Here is a 21,294-nt window from a genome sequence, read left to right on the forward strand (position 1 = left end):
TAAGATAAATTAGAAGATGGGAGGATTTATATGACATTTTATCAGGAGTTGCAGTTAAATCAGGCAGGTTCTAAAAACCTGTTGAAAAAGAGTGAAACACTAAAAGAAAGATTATATCATATGTGGGTATATCTGGTGAAGATAGCTGTTACAATGGCATTTTGTTTTTTCTTTGTGAGTATTTTCAGCATCCTATTTGGAAATGAGAACAGCATTGTAGGTGTAGTAGTCTTATTATGTCTCATGGTGTTTAGAAATGCGGATCTGGGGATCCACACCGGACAATCTACGATGCTTTTGGCTTTGTTCTTTGTAATTATGACTGTATGTCCGCATTTAGCAAATCAGTTTTCACCGGTATTGGGAATGCTGTTAAATATTGCGGCACTGGCTGTGTTGATTCTGTTCGGATGCCATAATCCATTCATGTTTAATCAATCTACATTGGTTCTTGGGTATCTGCTGCTATATGGTTATGATGTTACGGGAAAAAGCTATCAGATGCGATTAGTCGGAATGGCTTTAGGTGCAGCACTTACCTGCTTCGTATTTTATCGAAATCATAAAAACAGAACTTATAAAAGTAATCTGAAAGATCTGATACAAGAATTTGATATCACTTCTTCCAGAACAAAATGGCAGATATGTCAGATTTTATGCGTACCGATTGTCCTTTGCATTGCAGAACTTTGTAATATGCCACGTGCAATGTGGGCTGGTATTGCGGCCATGTCCGTGATTTTGCCGTCTATGGAAGATATGCACTACAGAGTCCGTAAAAGGATTGTCGGAAATATTGCAGGTGTTATATGTTTTACAGTATTATATTTTCTGCTTCCTTCGTCAATCTATGCATATATAGGAATTCTTGGTGGAATCGGTGTAGGATTTTCAGCACAATATGGCTGGCAGGCAGTATTTAACACATTTGGTGCTTTAGCCATTGCTGCAGAGACTTATGGACTACAAGGAGCAGTTAGTCTTAGAGTGATTCAAAATGTTTTTGGTGTTGTGTTTGCTTTAGCATTTTGTGTTATATTTTATTGGTTTATGTCTAAAAAAAAGGAAAGTGATGTGACCGTACATGCAGAGTGAAGTGAATCAGGAAGAAAATTTGAATAGAATTATTACGGTTCCTAGATAAGGTTTTTTATGATGAAAACAGTATATCATATGCGGTCATGCATTGAAAATACTGTTCAGTTAAGAAATGCTGTATTTTTTAGGTGCACTAATGTGTAGAAAGCAGGTGTATGATGAGTTCAAATCATTTTTTGGGGTATGACAAAAAGACAGATTGCATATCTGCCTCATAATGGAGTATAATGGTAACGAGATTTATGCAACCCGATACATGAAATCCCTATTTCTCTTTGGACGGAGGTGGATAGGATAATTTCGATTGTACCTGACAGGTGTCAGATACTTTTGTATGAGAAGCATGGTCTCTGTTTCGTTACCACCGTGTTTGAGATATGCCCTGCATATGTTTACTGTGATGGCGAAATTAATTTTATAGATGTGTTTGGTATTTTTAGATGTTTTTACCACAGCGTGAGAAGTCACTAATTCACAGAAATTATACAGAATCATACGGGCATTGATTTTCTGAAGGATTCCATCATACTTGCTGCGCCCCAGATCAATCAGAATGCCGTCCGTCTCATGAAGGAGCTTTACGGCATCGACATGGAGAAAAAGCAGTATTCTAAGCTGATATCAAGCATCCCGGAGCCAGACATCTCCATCTCCATGGGTTGTGATGTAGGTTGTCCGTTTATTGGCAGAGCGTTTGATGACAACTGGAAACTTGAAGATCCGACAGGAAAAACGGATGATGATTTCAGGGGGGTTATACAGCAGATCGAGAAGAATATTCTAGAATTAAAGAAAAAATGATTGCAATATAAATTCCAGTTTGTAGGGATGACATGAAAAATGAAGTTTAAGGAACAGAGCTTTACCCTGTTTGCCTATACAAATTATAGGACAATTCAAGGTTCTCACAGGCTCGAACCACTGGATTTTAAGGGAAAAGGTGCGTTCCGCCATTCCCGTGTACAATAGGGGGTGAGTATGTTTTTCGTTGAACAACCGAGCCATATTGAAACCATAGTATTGATGTCAAGAAAATAATCAAGCAATATAAAATTTGGCTTGTTTGCTGACTTTTTCTAAATCTAAAATTATATATTTAACCATCAAAAGCACTCGGGTATATCTTATGGAAACATATCCACCGCAAAATTTCATTCGTGTTTTAACCTCGAATTAAATATTATGAAAACATATATATTTAAAAAGTCATAAAAACTCCGCAATGCCACACATTTAATGTTTTATGCATACCGCAATATAAGGCAACTACTATGACGATAACAAAAAATCTAAACACTATTAGGAAAAATACAGTTTTAAATATCATAATACGGAAGAAAACAAGCTTGTATCATAAGGTACAATGTATTTATTGCAAAAAAAATTAAAATATACAATAATTTTCAGGAAGGTAAAGAATGTATCAAGTAACAGTTACACCTCAATTTCTAAGCGGCAAAGATACTTTTCGACAGGCAGTGCCTGCATTGTCATGGGCAGTTTTAATTTTTGCCACATTTATTTTGATGTGCGTATTTGATTTATATATTCTTGTGATACCGTTTCTGCTTGAATTTATATGTGTAATACCTATGGGAATATGGTCGGTAAAAAGGTCGAAAAAAATCAGAAAAGAATCCGCCAAACCAACAATAATAACACTCACAGCAAAAAGCGGAGAAATATACAAGGACAATATAAAACTCAACTTATCGTATAGTGTGCCGAAAAACATAGTTTATATAGATAACGGACACAGATCGGGGAAATTTAAATTTTATACTCTCTCTTTTTCTGCGATAATTACAGGAAATGAAGTCAACGGATTTATTGACTTTTGTCTTAAAAATAATGTTAGATTCTTAGTCTAACTTTTTGGGGGCGGCTCATTCATAGCTACATTTCCAAATATTTTTTCTGTTTATATTATAAGAAAAACAAGACCTCATGAGAAGTCTTGTTTTTGTTCATCTGTATATACTTAAAGGTTATAACTGCTTTTTAGTTTTAACTGCTTCTTCCGCCGCTTTATTAAAACTGCCTGCGTCTGTTGCTCTTATAAAAGTTTCAATTTGCGGATTATACATCAAATCATCACCGATAAACTTTGATATATTTGATATTATAATTTATACGCTATTCTTTTGTCAAACCGACAAAAAGTGTAAATTTTTCGCAGCTTATCTCCAATTGAAAGTTATCAAACCGTAAACATAAATAAATCCTATAAACAGAGGCACAACATATTTAAAAATCGGTTTCATCCACGACTTAATCTTAAGTCCTTTGCCCTCGTTAGCCTCTTTGATAAAGTTATCCCAGCCCCAGCCGAATTTATTGCAACAGAAAAGAGCAAGAACAAGCGAACCCAGCGGAAGAATATTTGTAGATACTATGAAATCCCAGAAATCAAGCCATGTTGTTCCTTCGGAAAACGGTTGAAAATGAAGCACACTAAAACCGAGCGCCGTTGTAAGTGCAAGGACAAATACAACAATTCCGCAAATCAAACTTCCTTTGCGGCGTGACCAACCCGTTAAATCTCTAATCATTGCAAGGATATTTTCACACACACCGAGAACGGTTGACAAAGCCGCAAAAACCATAAACAGGAAAAAGAGAGTTCCCCATATGCGGCCGCCTGCCATATTATTAAACACAGTTGCCATAGTGTCAAATAAAAGACTCGGGCCTGAATTTACTTCAACACCATAAGTAAAGCATGCAGGGAAAATTATTACACCTGCAAGAATGGCAACAAGAGTATCCAAAGAAATTATATTAACAGCCTCGCCCATAAGGGAATGGTCTTTGCCTATGTAACTTCCGAAAATAGCCATTCCGCCCATACCTGTTGACAATGTAAAGAATGCCTGATTCATTGCCGCCACTATAACCGAGCCGTCAATCTTTGAAAAATCGGGTTTGAGGTAAAACGACATTCCCTCTCCTGCGCCTTTCAGCAACAGACTGTTTACCGCCAAAACTACCATCAGCACAAGCAATGCGCACATCATATATTTTGTTACTTTTTCAAGTCCGTTCTGAATATTGAACGAAAGAATTACAAAAGCAATAACTACCGTAACCAGCAGAAAAATAACATTTACAGACGGCTGAGAAATCATAGAATTAAAGCCGAGGTCGGCATTATTCCCTATAAGAAAATTGACAAAATAGTAGATAATCCATCCGCACACAACTGTGTAAAACGCCATCAGCGCAAGATTGCCCACAAGGCACACCCAACCAAAGCCGCCCCACTTTTGTCCCGGCTTTTCTAATTTTTTATACATATGAATAGGACTTGTCTGCGCCGCTCTTCCGACGGCAAATTCCATAATCAAAGACGGAATACCGAGTACAATTAAGCAAATTATATATACCAGCATAAAACTTCCGCCGCCGTTTTGCCCGCACATCCACGGAAATTTCCAAACATTTCCGCATCCGATTGCACACCCTGCCGAAAGCATAATAAAGCCAAGTCTGCTTCCAAGTTGTTCACGCTTCATTATAGTAAATCTCCTTTAAAATTAAACACAATATAATTTATAGTATAGCAAAAATTGTATTATTTGTAAAATTGATAATATTATGTTATAATAACGAAAATATCGTTTATAAAGGATAAATAATATGGATACCAATGTATTAAAAACTTTTGTTGCCGTATGCGAATACTCGGGTTTTTCAGCGGCTGCCGATAAACTCGGTTATACACAATCTACGGTTTCTTCACAAATAAAGCAATTGGAAAATGAGCTTGACACTGTTCTTTTTGACAGGTTTTATCACAGAATAAACCTTACAGAGGACGGGCTGATCGTTTTGCAGCACGCAAGAAATATACTCGAATCTCACGAAAAAATGCTTGAAGGACTTAAAACTCCCGAAATAATAAAAGGAAATATCAGACTTGCAATGTCAAGTTCGGTATGTAATCGTTATTTTAAAGATGATTTTCTGAAATTTCGCAAACAGTTTCCCGATATTCATTTGGTTGTATTGGAAAGCGGTACAGAGCAAATGTTTGATATGCTAAGGAAAAACGAAGTTGACTTAATATTTACTTTGGACAGCCATATTTACGATTCGGAGTTTATTATCTGTGCCGAACATAAAGAGGAAGTCCACTTTATAGCCGCCGCAGATCATCCGCTTTTACAGCGAAACGAACTATTGTTAAAAGAAATATGCTCCGAAGATTTTGTGCTTACAGAAAGCAATATGAGCTACCGAAAACTTCTGAATCATGAGCTTGCCACGCAATCGTTGGAAATTCTCCCGATTCTTGAAATCGGCAATCCTCTGCAAATCTGCTCACTCATAGAAAACAGCAAAATGATTTCCTTTCTACCTGATTTTATTACGGAAGACGCATACCGCAACGGATATATTAAACATCTGCCGATTGCTGATTGTGATGTTTCTGTATGGACTCAATTATTAATACACAAAAACAAATGGCGCTCCCCTGCCCTAAACGCATTTATAGATTTTTACAGAGAGGTTATCGGTAAATAAAAACTTCTGATATATTACACAATACAGCTCCCCTATCATTATTACCGTGACAGGAGAGCTGTTGTTTAATTTATAATTAAATTTTATTTTTCTCAACAAACTCGCATTTTTCAACATCAAATACACCTTTTGTGGTTATTCGCAGTGACGGGATTACAGGCAGGCTTAAAAATGACAGCGTCATAAACGGGTCTATGCCTTTGTCCGCACCGAGGCGGTATGCCTCGGTTTTGGCTTTTTCGAGTTTTTCGTTTACCTTTTCTAAAGGTTCTTCCGACATAAGTCCTGCAACCGGGAGTTCAAGCAATGCCTTAATTTTTCCGTTATCGACAACCGCTATACCGCCTTTGCTGTTTCTGACCGCATTAACGGCAACGGATATATCACTGTCGGTACAGCCTACCGCAATAATATTATGTGAGTCGTGCGCAACGGAAGTTGCAACCGCTCCCGATTTTAAAGAATATCCCTTTACATAGCCGACACCGATGTGGTTCGTATTTTTATGGCGCTCAATGCAGGCAATTTTTAAAATATCGTTTTCCACATCAATTTTATCGGCTGTTCCGAGATTATGCGTGAGAAGTTCTCCGCTGACAAGTCCGATAAGACCGAGTTTTCCGTCAACTTTAAAACTGTCTGGCATAACTTCGTTTAGGCAGAATGTGTTATGACATTTTTCGATAAGCCTGTCGTCTGCGGCAGGGATTTCAAACTCCTTTACCTCACCGTCAAAAATCACTTTGCCACGCTTGAAAACAGTTTCCACATTAAAATCCGTCAAATTGTCTACAACAACCATATCGGCAAGATAACCGGGTGCAATTGCTCCCTTATTGTTAAGCGCAAAATATCTTGCGGCATGGTGAGTTGCTGCTTTTAATGTGATTATCGGGTCTGCTCCGCTTTTCAGCGCCTGTTTTACTATGTAATCAATATGTCCTCCATACAGCAAATCACTCGGATGTTTGTCATCAGTGGCAAACATACAGCGTGCATAATATTGCTGATTCAGCAACGGCATAAGCGCCTTTAGATTGTGAGCGGCAGTACCCTCTCTTATCATAATAAACTGACCTTTTCTAAGCTTTTCAAGTGCATTTTCAAATGTTGAACATTCGTGGTCAGAGTAAACACCTGCGGCTATGTAAGCGTTAAGGTCGTTTCCCGAAAGTTCGGGAGCGTGTCCGTCTATTTTTTTATGGTGAGCCTGCGAGGCAACTATTTTTGAAACCACATCATTGTCACCGTTTATCACTCCGACATAGTTCATCATCTCGGCAAGACCGAGGACTTTTTTATGTTCAAAATACGAATCAATATCCTTGTAGCCAAGCTCTGCACCGCTCTCGTCAAACTCGGTAGCAGGTACACAGGACGGCAACATAAAATGCACATCAACAGGCAGGTTCTGTGAGCTTTGTATCATATATTCAATACCGTCAGTTCCCATTACATTTGCTATTTCGTGGGGATCGGTAATAACGGTTGTTGTTCCGTGAGAAACAACCGCTTTTGCAAACTCACTCGGAGTTACCATTGAGCTTTCAAGGTGAATGTGTGCATCTATAAAACCGGGTAAGACAAGTTTGCCGTTTACATCGATTTCGTTTTCTCCCTCATACTCTCCGATACCGGCTATAAGACCGTTTGCTACGGCTATGTCGCCCTGCAAAAATTCATTTGAAAAGACATTGAGATACATTGCGTTTTTTAGTACAAGGTCAGCCTTTTCTCTGCCCGAAGCAACCGCAATGATTCTCTGCTTTACACCTAATCGTCTGTTTATTTTCTCTTCGTATGTTTCTTTCATAAAAGCACCACCTTGCAAAATATTAATCTTTATTTTTTAATAATTATATCATAATAATTTAATATTAAAAGACATTTATACTAATATTTTCTTTTTTTATCACAATAATCATATCAGAAAAGCCAAAATATTATTACAAACTTGAAAAACGAAAAATCAGAGGTATAATAGTAGTTATGTAAAATTAAAAATATGAAAATGTGTGGGGAAATATGATGGAAAACAGCAAAACCGAACGATTGGCTTATATAGATGTGGCAAGGGGATTTGTAATTATTTTAATGCTGATAGGTCACGCAAATGCTCCTGACCCGCTTGTGAAAGCAATTTTCGGCTTTCATATGCCATTCTTCTTTATACTTTCCGGATTTTTATATAATAAAACAAAATGGTCCGAACTCGGTTTCAAAAAATTCACAGTATCCAAATTTAAAGCTTACATAGTGCCTTACTTTATTTTGGCTTTTTTCAATTTACTCATAAATATACCGATTGAACAAATTAAAGGTCTGAAAGGTCAGGAATTATTTGACTCAACAATGAATCATTTGCAATGGATATTTTACTCTTGGGGCGCAATAGACAAAATGCCTAACTGCACTCCGTTATGGTTTTTGCCCTGTATGTTCATCTGCTGTATTTGCTTTTATTTTCTCAATAAAATAAACAACACAGCCGTACAGACAGTTATCTGTATATTGTCTGTAACACTTGACTATATCTTGTACTTATTTATAAATATTCAATTACCTTGGCACATCAATGTTGCTCTAATCGGTATGACATTTATGTTCATAGGACTTAAAATCAAAGAATCAAATCTGCTGAAAAATATCACCCACGGTATATCTTTTATATTTTCTATGATAGCTCTCGGTGCATTATGCATAGTAACAAACCCAAGAGTTGACCTCTGCAACAATACACTTAACAACACTTTCCTTACATTTTTGGGGTCAATTACAGTTTCTGTTGCCATACTTTTTATTTGCTATAAATATGTGAATAATTTTAAATTTTTAGCATTCTTAGGCAAAAACACCATAATTATTATGGCTTTAAATTACGCAGTAAACAGTTATTCAAACCAAATTTGGAGCAATACTCCTGTACTGCAAAGTATAAGCTATTGTTGGTGGATTATGACAATAGTTGATATTCTTGCCTGCTCGGCGCTGATATTACTCTGGAACGCACTAAAGAAGGGATTTCCCGTATTAAGATTATTGCATATATAATCACAATTAAAATAAACAAAGCTGACATTGCTAATTTGCATTGCAATGTCAGCTTTGTATTTTATGACAACAAAATAATTTATAAAATTACAGCACATCTTTTATCTCAAAAGCCAAAATGAGTTTAAATCGTTCCTCAAAGGTCTTAAGGTTATTGCCGAGGATTTTTTTGATTTTAGCAAGCTGATAATTTATTGTATTGCGGTGCACAAATGTTTCTTCCGCCACCTTCTGCACACTGCCGTCATACTTAAGATACAACCGTAAAAAATTCAGATAATCGGTTCCGTTATCTCTGTCGTAAATCTCAAGTTTCCTGAGGTTTTCATTGTATATGCTCTCAAGCAGCGAATTATCGTCTACGGCAAGAATGAGTTTTTTGATTTCAAGTTTTTCATAAAACATCGGACTGATATTTCTGCGTTGAGAAAGTTTGAGCATCTTAAGCACAATCTGATATGCTTTTGACAGCGACTTTATATTACAATCGGTTTTACTGACCGCAATATAAAGTTTATTAACGCTCATAAACTTCTCCTGCTCTGCCTGCAACTTTTCAACCAGACTTTCGATTTCCGCATTTGTAAAATTGCTTAGCACATAAAACAGCATATTATCTACCTTAAAGCCGCCCCAATGCTATTTGTATGAATAAATTATTCTTTCAAATGCATTTTCGGGTTTCAGAGTAGAAATATTATCTGCCATATCGGCTTTTATTCCGATTATTGCATAATCAGCATCGACAGAAAAATCGTTGCACTCAAGCACGGGAATATATTTATCATATTCATTCGGGAAAAATATAAAATTCTTGAGCGCATCGCCAATGCTTTCTTCCTTGCGTTCGTTTAAAATAATTCTGTTACAAAAATCTCTTGAAATATCGACAATTCTTGTTTTCCACGGAATATCAAGGAGAGGAAAATGCTTTTCGTTGCAATAACTTATCACTTCCTGCGGTATGCTCTTTATATAAGGTCCTATATTCAGAACCAGACCGCTGACCTGATTTTCTATGAGATTCTTAACAAAGGGCAGCATCCAGTCCTGCCCTTTGTTGGCAATGCCAGTTGAAAATATCAGCTCACCGCCGTGCAGAAAATCACTTACCTCCGTATCTTCAACCGAATGAACCCATTGTACGATGTTTGTCATTCCGTCTTTTCCGGCAATTACCCTCATACCGTAAAGATAACCTGATTTTTCACACAGTGACGCAAGTGTTACTGCCATTTTCTTCACCTCCGCAGATTTTATTCTCCGAACTTCTGCTTAACTGCATCTGCAATTATCTCTGCACAAGCCTTTGTTGAAACTCTTGATGTGTTAAGAAACATATCGTAATTTAATGGGTCTTTCCAATTTTCACCTCTTGTGTAGTATTTATAGTACGCTGTACGATATTTGTCGGTACGCTTTTTCATATCCTTTGCTCTTTCGTCAGATACATAAATTCTTGAACGAATTTTTGAAACGCAGTCATCGTAATATGCGTCGACAAAAACGCTAAATACATTTGATTTTTCTTTTAATATGTAATCCGCACACTTGCCGACAATTATACATGACTGCGTATGCGACAGTTCTTTTATGATTTCTGCCTGAATGTTGTATAAATTTAAATCCGATACAAAATCTCTTGATTCCGGTCGTAAAACATTGGCTGTCGGAAGTTTTGTAAGCGATTTTATGAGATAGCTGCCGTGTAATCTTTCGTCAACCTCTACAAACTCGCTTTCATCTATTCCGCTTGCCTGTGACGCCATCGTCAGTATCTGCCTTTCATACCACGGAATACCAAGTTTTTCTGACAGCAGGGAGGCAATCTCTTTGCCTCCGCTGCCAAAGCTGCGGGCTATGGTAATAATATAATTGTCCATAGAAACCTCCGATTGTTTTAGTCTGCTGCATCACATTTAAGCACTGCATTAAGGAGAACCGACGCACCCTTTGTACAAAGTTCTGTAGAAGTAAACTCCGGCTCACAATGTGAATGACCGTCCTTTGACGGAACAAATACCATTGTTGTCGGAAGCATATATGATGCAAACTGTGCGTCATGACCTGCGCCCGAATTAATCTTCTGGTTAGAATAACCAAGTTCGTTCACCGACTCCTGTACAAAATCAACAAGCTGCTTGTCATAATATACGGTATCTCTTGTCCAAGCAATTTCATAACCTGTCTTGCACTTCTCAATTTCCTTAGGCATATTTTCAATAATCGAAACTACCTGCTCGATTACCTTAGGATCTTCGTGACGGGCATCAAGTGAAAATTCAACATAATCGGGAATTACCGTATGAACATCAGGGTGGCAAAGAATTTCTCCTGTTGTATACACAAGCTCCGAATCGAGTTTATCAAACTCTGTGTGGAGGTATTCAAGTAACTTTGCAGCGCCGAAAAGTGCGTCGTGACGGTACTTCATAGGAGTTGTGCCTGCATGGTCTGCCTGACCGAGAACTTTAATACGGTAGTTTACCATACCGAGTACACAGGTAACTACACCGATGTCATTGCCTGCCGCCTCAAGGATCGGACCCTGCTCAATATGAAGTTCAAACATTGCCTTGTAATCCTTCGGATTAAGTCTGTTTGCCTCATCGCCCTTGTAACCCGATGCGTCAAGAGCCATTTCAAAAGTCTTTGTCGGGTCAATGATTGACTTTGATGCAAGCATATTTTCTTTCTTAAAATTCTTTGCAATGTCAGCCGGGAGATAATCGTAGCAAACAATACCCGAACACATCATAGCCGGCGGATAAAGCGAGCCTTCCTCGTTTGTCCAAATCATAGCCACCAAATCGTGTTTATGAGGAATGTTCTCTGCCGCAACTGTTTCAAGCACTTCCATAGCACCCATTACACAGAGGATACCGTCATAGTTGCCGCCGTTCTTAACCGAGTCACAATGAGAAGCCATTACGATTGCAGGTAATGTAGGGTCTGAACCTTTAAGTGTAGCGTAAACATTTGCCACATCATCCGTTTTGATTTCAGCACCGATTGCTTTCATTCTCTTTACAAATTCACCTCTTGCCTGTAAAGCCTCCGGAGATAAAGAATATCTTGTAATTCCGCCGTGACCCGCATCACCGAATTTGCTGAATGTTGAAATCTTATCCTGCATTCTTTCAATACTACACTTATACATAACACAAAACTCCTTCTTGATAATTTTCTTTCTATGACTTAATGTTTCTTTAATGCTGATTTTCTTACTTTTTTGCCTGCGGAAATTGCGCCTACAGGGCAAACAACCTTACACAAATGGCAGCCGACACATTTTTTACCCAAAAGTACGGGTTTGTTTTTATCGTTCATCTTAATTGCCTGATGTCCGCCGTCAAAGCACGATACATAACATCTGCCGCAGCCAACGCATTTTTCACGGTCAAAACTCGGAAAACATATGTAACTTCTGTCAAGATCATCGGCGGGAATAATATTGTACTCCGCCTTGCCTAAAAAATCGTTAATTGAATTAAAGCCGTGCTCCGACATATATCTTTTAAGTCCGTCAAGCATATCGTCTATAATTCTGTAACCGTACTGCATAACCGAAGTTGTAACCTGTACCGTTGAACAACCGAGTGATATAAATTCCGCCGCATCATACCATGTTTCTATTCCGCCCATACCGCTGATTGGAATATCTTTTAGTCTTTCATCAGACTTCATTTCATTTATAAATCTCAGTGCAATCGGCTTTACAGCCTTGCCCGAATAACCGCCGACCGAGGACTTTCCGCTTACATTAGGAGAAGTGGAAAAACTGTTTAAATCAACATTCATAATACTTTTTATTGTGTTGATTGCCGCAAGTCCGTCTGCTCCTGCCTCTACCGCTTTTAAAGCTGGAGGAAGCATTGATGTGATGTTCGGAGTCATTTTTGCAAGAATCGGAAGTTTAGTTCCTTTTCTTACAGCTTTTGTGTAAGCATACACAAGTTTGGGATTGATTCCTACATCACTGCCAAGTCCCTCGCCTACCATTTGCGGGCAACTGAAATTACACTCGATTACATCTGCTCCCGCCTTTTCACAAAGAGATGCAAGTTTTGTCCACTCCTCTTCGTTACTGCCCATAATTGAGGCAATAATTACTTTGGCAGGATAATTTTCCTTTAGCTTTCTGAAAAATTCAAGGTTTTCTTCAAGAGAATAGGTTGATATCTGTTCAATATTTTTAAAACCGACAAAAGCTGTATCTTCCTTATCAAGTTCAGCAAATCTCGGTGAAACTTCGTTTGGAGTAAACATACCGATTGTTTTAAATGCAACTCCTGCCCATCCCTCGTCAAAAGCCTTGGCAACCATTTCATAATTACTGCCGACTACCGACGAAGAAAGGAAAAACGGATTTTCACACTTTACTCCGCAAAGGTCTGTGCTTAGGTCAATTTCTTTAGGAGCAACGGGCTTTTCCTTTGCAACAAGTTCTGTTATTTTATCAATCCTGACAGGTGCATCAAATTTTGCTCTGTTGCACTCTTGCATACAACTGCCGTCTATGCAACTTACGCAAGGATTGTCTGCAAGAAGATACCTTGCACCCTCCTGATTTTCAAAATTAATTGAACGGATAATTCTGTCAATTCTTACTCCGTGTTCACAAGCATTGGCACAAGGAGCGTTTTCACAAAGAAGACATCTGCTGCTTTCACTTTTTAAAACTACCTCTCTGTATCCCATAATATCAACCACTTTCAAAACTATTTTGAGGTACTGCGCTTAATATACATACCGCTGCCGGGTGTACCTGTAAAGTTGCCGTTGTCATAAACAAGGCTGCCTCTTAAATATGTCTGAACAGGATAGCCGTGGAGCTTTTTGCCCTCCCATATTGTATGGTCGCAATCCGAATGCATATTATTTACGCTGACAGTAAAATCTTTGTCCTTATCGTAAATTACAATGTCTGCGTCCTTACCGACTTCGATTGCACCCTTTGAATCACAACCGAAGATTTTTGCAGGATTTGTCGAACAAACTTCAACTGCTCTTTCAAATGTAATCTTACCGCTGTTTGCTGCGTCAAGCATATACGGATAAAGGTTTTCAATACCCGCACAACCGTTTGGAATCTTTGTAAAATCATCCTTACCCCAATCCTTTTCGTAACTTTGGAACGGACAATGGTCGGTTGCAACCGTATCAATAAGTCCTGCCTTGAGTGCAGTCCACAAAGCATCCTGACTTTCCTTACCTTTCATAGGAGGTGAACATACAAAGTTTCTGCCGTCCTCACGCTTGTAAACATCGCAGGTAAATTCAAGGTACTGCGGACAGGTTTCAATGTAAATTTCATGACCCTCTGTCTTTGCCTTAATGCATTCTTCAAGTCCTTCCTTGTCTGCCATATGAACAATGTAAAGAGGTGCTTCAAGGTGCTTTGCCCAATGCACTGCTCGTTTATCTGCCTCTGCCTCAACAAATTCAGGTCTGCTAAGATAATGATACCATGCGCTTGTTTTTCCCTCTTTTAAGAACTGCTCCGTTCTCATATCAATAAGATCGGGATTTTCTGCATGGAGATTGATTTTTGCGCCAAGCTCCTTTGCTCTTAATAGAAGTCTTACAAATGTTGCGTCATCAACCATCATCTTTTCTTTTTTATAAACAAAGAAACACTTAAAGCTTGTAATACCCTCTTTCACGGCTGTTTCCATTTCGTCAAGAATTTCTCCGCCGTTTAAATCAGTGATACAGCAATGGAATGCGTAGTCTACACAAGCCTCTTTTTCAAGCACAGCTTTTTTTGAATTGATAAGTCCCATAATAGTTTCGCCGCTGTGCTGAACAGGATAATCAAAAACTGTTGTCACACCGCCGCACGCTGCTGCACGAGTACCCGAAAGATAACTGTCGGCAGATACTGTTCCGCCAAACGGCATTGCCAGATGTGTGTGAACATCAATAGCACCTGGCAATACAAGTTTGCCTTTTGCGTCAACAACTTTAGTAGCAGATACTTCAAGGTCTTTTCCGATTGCTGCAATTTTACCGTCCTTAACGGCTACATCTGCCTTATAGCTGCCCTTTGCGGTAACTATTGTTCCGTTTTTAATTAATAAATCCATAATGTTCCTTTCCTTTCTTTTTTACCGTGCGGCGGAAAACTTACCGCCGCACGGTTTTTATTATCTTACTTTGTAAAGAGGTCTTTTTTGTAAACAAGTTCAAGACCCGATCTCTGATATACCTGTGCGATTTCAAGGAGATCCATACCGCCTGCATTTGCAGAAGTAAGGTTTGCCACCCATGTTACACCAAAATCAACCGTACCGTTGTTTACTGCTGTTGTTTCCGAAATATCGCCGCCACCCGGTGTGATAGTAACCTTAAGACCGACTTCGTCATAATAGCCCTTAGCCTGTGCTACATAGTAGCCCATAAACTGAGCCTGTGGCAACCACTTAAGCTGAATTGTTACATCTGTCTTTTCAAGTGTACCGAACTTACCGTCTGCAGATGCGTTTGCTGCCTCAATGTACTGTGTATCACGAATATCATCAAGTGTAAAACTTTCGAGTTTAGAAGATGCCGACGAATCATCAAGCTGTACATACTTCTTACAAAGGTCAAGAGTCTGCTGCATTGCCTCTTCGTCCATATTACCGTAGTCGCTTACCGCATTGCCCTTTGTATCTGTAGATACAAGTTTTGCAACCTGCTGTGCCATATAGAGCTGGTGATCGGAAGACACTGAAGAACCTGCGTCAAATACAATCTGCGCTGCCTCCTCCGGATTTTCTACTGCGTATTTCCAGCCTTTCATTGATGCATAAACAAATGCCTTTACTGTATTAGGATTATTCTTCGCAAACTCCTTTGTACAGAAAATATTATCTTCAAGCATTGCAACACCCTCGTCATTCATATCAATGGTGCCTACTGTATCGCCGTACTTGTAACCGCCGTCATAATCGTTAATTACAAGACCGAGTTCGTTAAATGACATTGCCGATGCAAGTGTAATATCGTCCTGGTCAAAACCGTCCATTGTAAAGTCCTGCGAAAGATATGTTGTAGGAAGATCATATTTCTGCAAAAGTGCGAGAATTTCGTATTCGTTACCAAGTCCCCAGTTACCGATTTTGCCCTCTGCTGCGGCCTTTTTGATAATCTCTTCGTTTGTCATTGGTGTACCTGTTGAAGCTGAATCCGCTTTGGAATCAGATGATGAACCGCCTGAATTACCGCAACCGGCAAAAGCTGTTGCAGTCATCATTGCTGCAAGCGAAACGGCAAGCAATCTTTTGACATTCATTTTTGTTTTCATTTGAAATTCCCCCAATATACTTGATTTTATGTAAACCGTTTTTCGGTAAACAACTGTAAATTATTTTATTCTGCGTTTTTTAAGTACAATTGATTCCACGAGCATAAGCACGCCGTACATTAAAAGTCCTATAAGACAAGCAACAACTATATATGCCCACGCTGTAGGATACTGTCCCAATACAATGTTCTCTCTGATTTCTCTGCCGACACCGACTATGTATTCCGCAAAGTATTCAGAAACAACTGCGCTGATAATACTGATAGGAACGCTTACTCTAAGTGCTGTAAATATATACGGAACAGAATTCGGAAGTCTTAGCTTAAAGAAAACCGTACTTTTCTTTGCCGCATACGATGACATAAGATCGAGTGCAAACGGCTTTAATTCCGTTAAACCTCTGTAAGCGTTAATACTCATACTTGCAATGCAAACAATCATAACAACAAAAGTTTTTGCAAACATACTTCTTATGTTCGGGTCACTGCTGATGTCTTTTGTCCAGTTTGTCATTACAGGAGCAAGTGCTACAATCGGAATAGCATTAAATGCACCTACTATTGTAAGTCCGCCTTTACCCCATTTTTGAAAGGTTGCGGCAAATACGGCAATTAAATATCCGATAATCGAGCCTATCAGAAGTCCCGCAACGGCAACTATAATCGTATAAAGTGAATTTTGTGAAAAATCTGGAATATTATCTAAAATAATGTGACATATTCTTGACGGAAGCGGAAGTGTGTTTGTGTCGGTATTAAAAAATTTGTGCAAGATTTGTCCCTGCCACAAAGCAATAATCAGAACACCGAACAATACCGGAAGGAGTATGCTGCTGATTGTCTGAGCAGCTCGGTTTTCTTTGAGTTTTTGCCATAAGCTCTTTCTTCTTCTGATCAATTAAACCGCCTCCTTTTTCTTTTTTGATTTGCGTTCAATACGCTTTAGCGGTGAAACTCCGTTTTCAATCCAGCCCATAAGTGAACAGCTAAGTACACCGATTACCGCACTGAATACTACAATATCCCAAAATACATATATTGACATTGCGTGTTTAAGCGACTGTGAGAGCATACAACCGAGTCCGCCGTCACCCTGCAAGGTATCTACAAGGATTGAAGCTGTAATTGCCATCGGTGCCGCTATCTTCAATCCTGTAAAGAAATACGGAATACAGGACGGGATAAGCATCTTGAAATAAACTGTGGATTTCTTTGCCGCATATGAATACATTAGTTCATACTTTTGTTTTTCCACCGAGTTAAGTCCTGCAAGTGTATTTGTAGCCACAGGATAGAATGTAAGGATTGCCGCAATGATAATTCGGCTTGAACCGATATCGTGAGTCATTGCAAGAATAATTGGTGCCATACCGAGAATAGGTATAAGCTGTATAAGCATTAGGTACGGCGCGGCAATTTTATTGACTGTATTTGAAAGTTTCATTAAAATTGCAAGTCCGAATCCGATTAATGTACCAATCAAAAAGCCCTGTCCTGCTCTTGAAAGCGTTTGCCCTGCGTTTACAAGCACAACCTGCAAGCAGCTCATACCGTTTGCTACAGGTTTAGGGTCAATAAACGAATAAGCTATCTGCCATATATGCGGCATAATGTTTTCGGGAGTTCGTTTTGCGGCGGCTACCACAAAAGCAAATATCTCCCATATTACAAGTATTCCAAGCACCCAAACCAAAGTTACCGATGCTTTGGAGCTTTTTATCTTTTTAATTATCTTCATCATAAGCTACCACCCTCAAAGCTGTTTCTTACCTTTGAAACGAGTTCGCCAAAATGAGGAGTATCTCTCATATCAATCGTTCTCGGATAAGGCAAATCAGCGTCAACAACAGCCGAAAGTCTGCCCGGATGTGGAGAAAGAACGCAAATTCTTGTTGAAAGGAAAACAGCCTCCTGAATATTGTGAGTTACAAATACAATTGTTTTGTTTGTTTTTTCCCAAATATTTAAAAGATCAAGGTGTAACTTTTCCTTAGTGAACTCATCAAGTGCCGAAAAAGGCTCGTCCATCAAAAGTATTTCCGGTCTTATGCCAAAAGCTCTCGCAATGCCTACTCTCTGCTGCATACCGCCCGAAAGCTGCTGCGGATAATGGTCTGCAAACTTTGTAAGTCCTACCATCTCAAGCATTTCGTCTGCTCTGTCGGACCTGTCTTTTTTAGAGTAACCCATAATTTCAAGCGGAAGTTCAATGTTTTTCTTAACTGTTCTCCATTCAAAAAGTACGGGATTCTGAAATACAATTCCGAATTTCTGCATAAGTCTTATTTCCTTAGGAGTCATATTACTTACTCTGACATTGCCCGATGTAGGTTCAAGCAAATCGGCAATTGTTCTTAAAAGGGTTGTTTTACCGCAGCCGGAAGGTCCGAGAAGTGAAATGAATTCTCCCTTGTGAATATCAAAATCCACATTGTCGAGTGCCTTAACATCGTTGCCCTGATTATCCTTAAACACCACCGACACATTATTTATAGCGATTTCAACATCATTTTTCATAATTGCTTCGCTGTTCAAATTCATATATCTTACCTCCCGAATAATAAAAAAGCACAGCAAAGTTGAGTTTTCACTGCGCCTTTGCTGTGCCTGTAATCTTAAATTTTACCGAATGCTTTAAGCATACAGTTTTTTGTAAATTTCTATGCAGTCGTCCTCGGTTACTGTCTTAACCGTATTGGCGGGACTTCCGCTGGCTACCGCATCAATAGCCATTTTAGGTATTCTTGAATAATACTCATCTCTGTCTATGCCGTATTTTTCAAGAGTGGGAATTTCGCATACATCACAGATATTTTGCAATGAATCAATAAACTTTTCGGCTGCTGCCGAATCCGAATCATCATTGTCTGCAATGCCTGTTGCTCTGCCCAAATTTGCAAATTTTTCATATGCACCCGATACCGCAAAACTTAAACATTCCTTTAAAAGCATTGCGTTTGACATACCGTGCGGCACATGGAAGAATGCACCGATAGGGCGGCTCATTCCGTGAACAATGGTTACGCTTGAATTATTTATACAAATGCCTGCCTCCAAAGCCGCAATGCTCATCTGCTCCCTTGCCTCTGCATTGTCGGGTTCTTTATAAGCTATCGGCAAATATTTCATAATTCTTTTTACTGCGGAAACCGCAAGCGTATCTGTCATAGAAAAAGCTTTTTTAGAGGTATAAGCCTCTACTGCGTGTGTAAGAGCGTCAAGTCCTGTTGCGGCTGTAACACTTTTGGGTGCATCGACAGTAAATTCACTGTCTACAATTGCAAGTTTCGGAACAAGCACATCGCCTTTCAAAAGCATTTTTATCTGCTTTTTGGAATCGGTAATTACCGTAAATTTAGTTGCCTCACTGCCTGTACCTGCGGTAGTCGGAATTGCAGCAAGCGGCAAAATTTCGCCTGTAATTTCTTTTCCGCTGAAATCCGCAACACTGCCATCGTTTACTGCCATTGCTGCGATTGCCTTTGCCGAGTCAAGAGGACTTCCGCCGCCGATTCCGATAATAAAATCACAATCGGACTCTTTAAGCATCTTTACACCGTTATTTATCATAACATCGTCAGGCTCACCTGTAATGCCGTTAAAAATTACATATCCTATACCCTCTTCGTCAAGCAATGCCGTTAGTTTTTTCATCATATCCGAAACCGCAATGTGTCTGCCTGTTACGATAAAAGCCTTTCTGCCCATTTCTTTTAAAAGCGGTGCAGCCTCGTTAAGCACGCCTTTGCCGACTACTATGTGATTTGGAACTACAAAATGTGACATTTTAATATCTCCCGTTATTTTAGAATTTTACTATTATAGTATCAAATCAATTCATTGTCAACATATGTAAGAACTTCGTCCATCTTTACCATTTCTTCCCTGATCTGTTCTTCTGTAATGATAAGCGGCGGATTTACAAAGAGCATATTTTCGTGTGAATAAGTCATAAACTTTTTCTTCTTTAACATTCCTACAAGACTGCCCATAATGCCTTTTTCATCCTTGCCGTACGGAACTAACGGTTCTTTTGTTTTCTTGTCCTTTACAAGTTCAATAGCAGAGAACAAACCGATATATCTTACATCGCCTACACAAGGATGTTTCTCTTTCATTTCTTCAAGAATTTCACCGAGCACCTTGCCAACCTTGTTTACATTGTCAAGAATGTTAGCCTCGCTGTAGTAGTTTACACAGGCAACACCTGCCGCACAAGCAAGCGGATGACCGCTGTATGTAAGGCCGCAGGAAAGAAGATGATCGTCAAAGTAATCTGCGATTTTCTGCGATACCGCAACTCCGCCGAGCGGAACATAGCCGCAGGTAACGCCCTTTGCAAATGATACAATATCGGGAACTACATCAAAATTCTGGAATGCAAACATTTTACCTGTTCTGCACCAACCTGCCATAACCTCATCGCAAATCATCAGAATACCGAACTCATCACAAATCCTTCTTACTCCCGGTAAGTAACCCTTAGGAGGAATAATTACACCGTTTGAACCTGTAATTGTTTCCATAACGATTGCGGCTACACTGTCAGGGCCTTCATAAATAATCTGCTCTCTCAATTTAGTGAGATAATATTTTGTAGCTGCCTCTTCGGATTCAAATTCAACAGCCTCTCTGTAAACATACGGATCAAAAAATTTTACAAATCCCGGAATACCCGGCTCAAGCGGATATCTTCTCGGCTCGCCCGTAAGGTTGCCTGCGCCGAATGAAGAACCGTGATAACTTCTGTAACGGCTGAATACCTTGTTTCTGCCCGTAAACATTCTTGCAATCTTTACTGCGTTTTCGTTTGCGTCTGCACCTGCATTTGTAAAGAATACTTTGCCAAAACTGTCCGGAAGAAGATTAATAATCATTTCCGCAAGTGTTGACTTTGCCTCTGTTGCGTATGACGGGCCTACAAAACAAAACTTATCAACCTGTTCTTTAATTGCATCTCCGATAGCTTTGTTACCGTAACCTAAGTTAAGGTTTACAAGCTGTGAAGACATATCTGTATATTTATTACCGTCAAAATCGTAGAAGTAAATTCCCTCTGCCTTTGCAACAGGAATAGGATTTAAGTTACCCTGCTTGCTCCATGACTGAAGTACATATTTCTTATGGTTTTCAACAATTTTTTCAGGTGTCATAATTATCATCCTTTCAAATCATACCCTATCAAATCACAAATGGGACTTCGTGTTCAACGAAGCCCCATTGCTTTGAAATCTCTTTTGTTTATGCCATTATTATACCACGATATTTTATGAGTGCAACACTTTTATGCACAAATTTCTTTGTGCTGCGGCACAAATTGCAAATATA

Annotated in this window: 19 protein-coding genes; 5 read left to right on the forward strand and 14 right to left on the reverse strand. The window is 39.1% G+C overall.

Features of this window, described 5'->3' with window-relative positions:
* Window positions 1-30: 30 nt before the first annotated feature.
* From AAAY30_RS05900 to AAAY30_RS05910, 3 genes are all read left to right on the forward strand, one after another.
* Window positions 31-1,095: an FUSC family protein gene (locus AAAY30_RS05900; RefSeq protein ID WP_186935206.1), complete on the forward strand. Its 1,065-nt coding sequence runs from the start codon at window positions 31-33 to the stop codon at window positions 1,093-1,095.
* 570 nt (window positions 1,096-1,665) lie between these two features.
* On the forward strand, window positions 1,666-1,899 hold the full coding sequence (locus tag AAAY30_RS05905) for a low molecular weight phosphatase family protein (RefSeq protein ID WP_021972512.1): 234 nt from the start codon (window positions 1,666-1,668) through the stop codon (window positions 1,897-1,899).
* Window positions 1,900-2,516: 617 nt separating this feature from the next.
* Complete coding sequence (locus AAAY30_RS05910; RefSeq protein WP_301954804.1) at window positions 2,517-2,969, forward strand: hypothetical protein; 453 nt, start codon at window positions 2,517-2,519, stop codon at window positions 2,967-2,969.
* A 309-nt stretch (window positions 2,970-3,278) separates the two neighbouring features.
* Here the strand turns inward: AAAY30_RS05910 and AAAY30_RS05915 are convergent, their stop codons facing one another.
* On the reverse strand, window positions 3,279-4,613 hold the full coding sequence (locus tag AAAY30_RS05915) for a sodium-dependent transporter (protein WP_186935209.1): 1,335 nt from the start codon (window positions 4,611-4,613) through the stop codon (window positions 3,279-3,281).
* A 124-nt stretch (window positions 4,614-4,737) separates the two neighbouring features.
* Here AAAY30_RS05915 and AAAY30_RS05920 point away from each other — a divergent pair, with 124 nt between their 5' ends.
* Window positions 4,738-5,625 carry a LysR family transcriptional regulator gene (locus AAAY30_RS05920; protein ID WP_499215692.1) on the forward strand — a complete coding sequence of 296 codons (888 nt, stop codon included), beginning with the start codon at window positions 4,738-4,740 and terminating at the stop codon, window positions 5,623-5,625.
* Between the two features lie 76 nt (window positions 5,626-5,701).
* On the opposite strand, the gene ade is transcribed toward AAAY30_RS05920, so the two are convergent.
* Window positions 5,702-7,438, reverse strand: a complete 1,737-nt coding sequence (gene ade, locus AAAY30_RS05925; protein ID WP_499215693.1) for an adenine deaminase — start codon at window positions 7,436-7,438, stop codon at window positions 5,702-5,704.
* Between the two features lie 215 nt (window positions 7,439-7,653).
* On the opposite strand from ade, the gene AAAY30_RS05930 reads away from it, so the two are divergent.
* On the forward strand, window positions 7,654-8,676 hold the full coding sequence (locus AAAY30_RS05930; protein WP_337781928.1) for an acyltransferase family protein: 1,023 nt from the start codon (window positions 7,654-7,656) through the stop codon (window positions 8,674-8,676).
* An 87-nt stretch (window positions 8,677-8,763) separates the two neighbouring features.
* Here the strand turns inward: AAAY30_RS05930 and AAAY30_RS05935 are convergent, their stop codons facing one another.
* From AAAY30_RS05935 to AAAY30_RS05990, 12 genes are all read right to left on the reverse strand, one after another.
* Window positions 8,764-9,288, reverse strand: coding sequence for a PucR family transcriptional regulator (locus tag AAAY30_RS05935; RefSeq protein ID WP_186935213.1), 525 nt, complete (start codon window positions 9,286-9,288; stop codon window positions 8,764-8,766).
* 27 nt (window positions 9,289-9,315) lie between these two features.
* A complete protein-coding gene (locus AAAY30_RS05940; protein ID WP_337781929.1) occupies window positions 9,316-9,912 on the reverse strand; it encodes a PucR family transcriptional regulator ligand-binding domain-containing protein in 597 nt (198 codons plus the stop codon).
* A gap of 20 nt (window positions 9,913-9,932) precedes the next feature.
* Window positions 9,933-10,559 carry a cytidylate kinase-like family protein gene (locus AAAY30_RS05945; RefSeq protein ID WP_294655779.1) on the reverse strand — a complete coding sequence of 209 codons (627 nt, stop codon included), beginning with the start codon at window positions 10,557-10,559 and terminating at the stop codon, window positions 9,933-9,935.
* A gap of 17 nt (window positions 10,560-10,576) precedes the next feature.
* Window positions 10,577-11,836: a Zn-dependent hydrolase gene (locus AAAY30_RS05950; RefSeq protein ID WP_337781930.1), complete on the reverse strand. Its 1,260-nt coding sequence runs from the start codon at window positions 11,834-11,836 to the stop codon at window positions 10,577-10,579.
* 38 nt (window positions 11,837-11,874) lie between these two features.
* On the reverse strand, window positions 11,875-13,377 hold the full coding sequence (gene preA, locus AAAY30_RS05955) for an NAD-dependent dihydropyrimidine dehydrogenase subunit PreA (protein ID WP_302484649.1): 1,503 nt from the start codon (window positions 13,375-13,377) through the stop codon (window positions 11,875-11,877).
* Window positions 13,378-13,397: 20 nt separating this feature from the next.
* Window positions 13,398-14,768, reverse strand: coding sequence for a dihydropyrimidinase (gene hydA, locus AAAY30_RS05960; protein ID WP_294668223.1), 1,371 nt, complete (start codon window positions 14,766-14,768; stop codon window positions 13,398-13,400).
* Window positions 14,769-14,830: 62 nt separating this feature from the next.
* Window positions 14,831-15,967 (reverse strand): ABC transporter substrate-binding protein, encoded by a 1,137-nt coding sequence (locus AAAY30_RS05965; protein WP_337781931.1) that lies wholly within the window; start codon window positions 15,965-15,967, stop codon window positions 14,831-14,833.
* Between the two features lie 60 nt (window positions 15,968-16,027).
* Complete coding sequence (locus AAAY30_RS05970; RefSeq protein ID WP_499215694.1) at window positions 16,028-16,864, reverse strand: ABC transporter permease; 837 nt, start codon at window positions 16,862-16,864, stop codon at window positions 16,028-16,030.
* On the reverse strand, window positions 16,865-17,707 hold the full coding sequence (locus AAAY30_RS05975; RefSeq protein ID WP_412287372.1) for an ABC transporter permease: 843 nt from the start codon (window positions 17,705-17,707) through the stop codon (window positions 16,865-16,867). It abuts the gene before it with no gap.
* Window positions 17,704-18,507 (reverse strand): ABC transporter ATP-binding protein, encoded by an 804-nt coding sequence (locus AAAY30_RS05980; protein ID WP_294655787.1) that lies wholly within the window; start codon window positions 18,505-18,507, stop codon window positions 17,704-17,706. Before AAAY30_RS05980 ends, AAAY30_RS05975 begins: the two co-directional genes overlap by 4 nt.
* 93 nt (window positions 18,508-18,600) lie before the next feature.
* A complete protein-coding gene (locus tag AAAY30_RS05985; protein WP_337781932.1) occupies window positions 18,601-19,752 on the reverse strand; it encodes an iron-containing alcohol dehydrogenase in 1,152 nt (383 codons plus the stop codon).
* Window positions 19,753-19,793: 41 nt separating this feature from the next.
* Window positions 19,794-21,119, reverse strand: a complete 1,326-nt coding sequence (locus AAAY30_RS05990) for an aminotransferase class III-fold pyridoxal phosphate-dependent enzyme (RefSeq protein ID WP_195410874.1) — start codon at window positions 21,117-21,119, stop codon at window positions 19,794-19,796.
* Window positions 21,120-21,294: the final 175 nt, after the last annotated feature.

The organism is Ruminococcoides bili (genome assembly GCF_040093295.1).
GTDB lineage: Bacteria > Bacillota > Clostridia > Oscillospirales > Acutalibacteraceae > Ruminococcoides > Ruminococcoides intestinale_A.

What these genes read in the sequence shown, in the direction of transcription:
- AAAY30_RS05965 (WP_337781931.1), bottom strand. Translation starts at nt 15,967, where the DNA reads ATGAAAACAAAAATGAATGTCAAAAGATTGCTTGCCGTTTCGCTTGCA.
- AAAY30_RS05915 (WP_186935209.1), bottom strand. Translation starts at nt 4,613, where the DNA reads ATGAAGCGTGAACAACTTGGAAGCAGACTTGGCTTTATTATGCTTTCG.
- preA (WP_302484649.1), bottom strand. Translation starts at nt 13,377, where the DNA reads ATGGGATACAGAGAGGTAGTTTTAAAAAGTGAAAGCAGCAGATGTCTT.
- AAAY30_RS05900 (WP_186935206.1), top strand. Translation starts at nt 31, where the DNA reads ATGACATTTTATCAGGAGTTGCAGTTAAATCAGGCAGGTTCTAAAAAC.
- AAAY30_RS05990 (WP_195410874.1), bottom strand. Translation starts at nt 21,119, where the DNA reads ATGACACCTGAAAAAATTGTTGAAAACCATAAGAAATATGTACTTCAG.
- AAAY30_RS05920 (WP_499215692.1), top strand. Translation starts at nt 4,738, where the DNA reads ATGGATACCAATGTATTAAAAACTTTTGTTGCCGTATGCGAATACTCG.
- AAAY30_RS05905 (WP_021972512.1), top strand. Translation starts at nt 1,666, where the DNA reads ATGAAGGAGCTTTACGGCATCGACATGGAGAAAAAGCAGTATTCTAAG.
- AAAY30_RS05950 (WP_337781930.1), bottom strand. Translation starts at nt 11,836, where the DNA reads ATGTATAAGTGTAGTATTGAAAGAATGCAGGATAAGATTTCAACATTC.
- AAAY30_RS05935 (WP_186935213.1), bottom strand. Translation starts at nt 9,288, where the DNA reads ATGCTGTTTTATGTGCTAAGCAATTTTACAAATGCGGAAATCGAAAGT.
- AAAY30_RS05930 (WP_337781928.1), top strand. Translation starts at nt 7,654, where the DNA reads ATGGAAAACAGCAAAACCGAACGATTGGCTTATATAGATGTGGCAAGG.
- AAAY30_RS05910 (WP_301954804.1), top strand. Translation starts at nt 2,517, where the DNA reads ATGTATCAAGTAACAGTTACACCTCAATTTCTAAGCGGCAAAGATACT.
- AAAY30_RS05985 (WP_337781932.1), bottom strand. Translation starts at nt 19,752, where the DNA reads ATGTCACATTTTGTAGTTCCAAATCACATAGTAGTCGGCAAAGGCGTG.
- AAAY30_RS05980 (WP_294655787.1), bottom strand. Translation starts at nt 18,507, where the DNA reads ATGAATTTGAACAGCGAAGCAATTATGAAAAATGATGTTGAAATCGCT.
- AAAY30_RS05945 (WP_294655779.1), bottom strand. Translation starts at nt 10,559, where the DNA reads ATGGACAATTATATTATTACCATAGCCCGCAGCTTTGGCAGCGGAGGC.
- AAAY30_RS05940 (WP_337781929.1), bottom strand. Translation starts at nt 9,912, where the DNA reads ATGGCAGTAACACTTGCGTCACTGTGTGAAAAATCAGGTTATCTTTAC.
- ade (WP_499215693.1), bottom strand. Translation starts at nt 7,438, where the DNA reads ATGAAAGAAACATACGAAGAGAAAATAAACAGACGATTAGGTGTAAAG.
- AAAY30_RS05975 (WP_412287372.1), bottom strand. Translation starts at nt 17,707, where the DNA reads ATGATGAAGATAATTAAAAAGATAAAAAGCTCCAAAGCATCGGTAACT.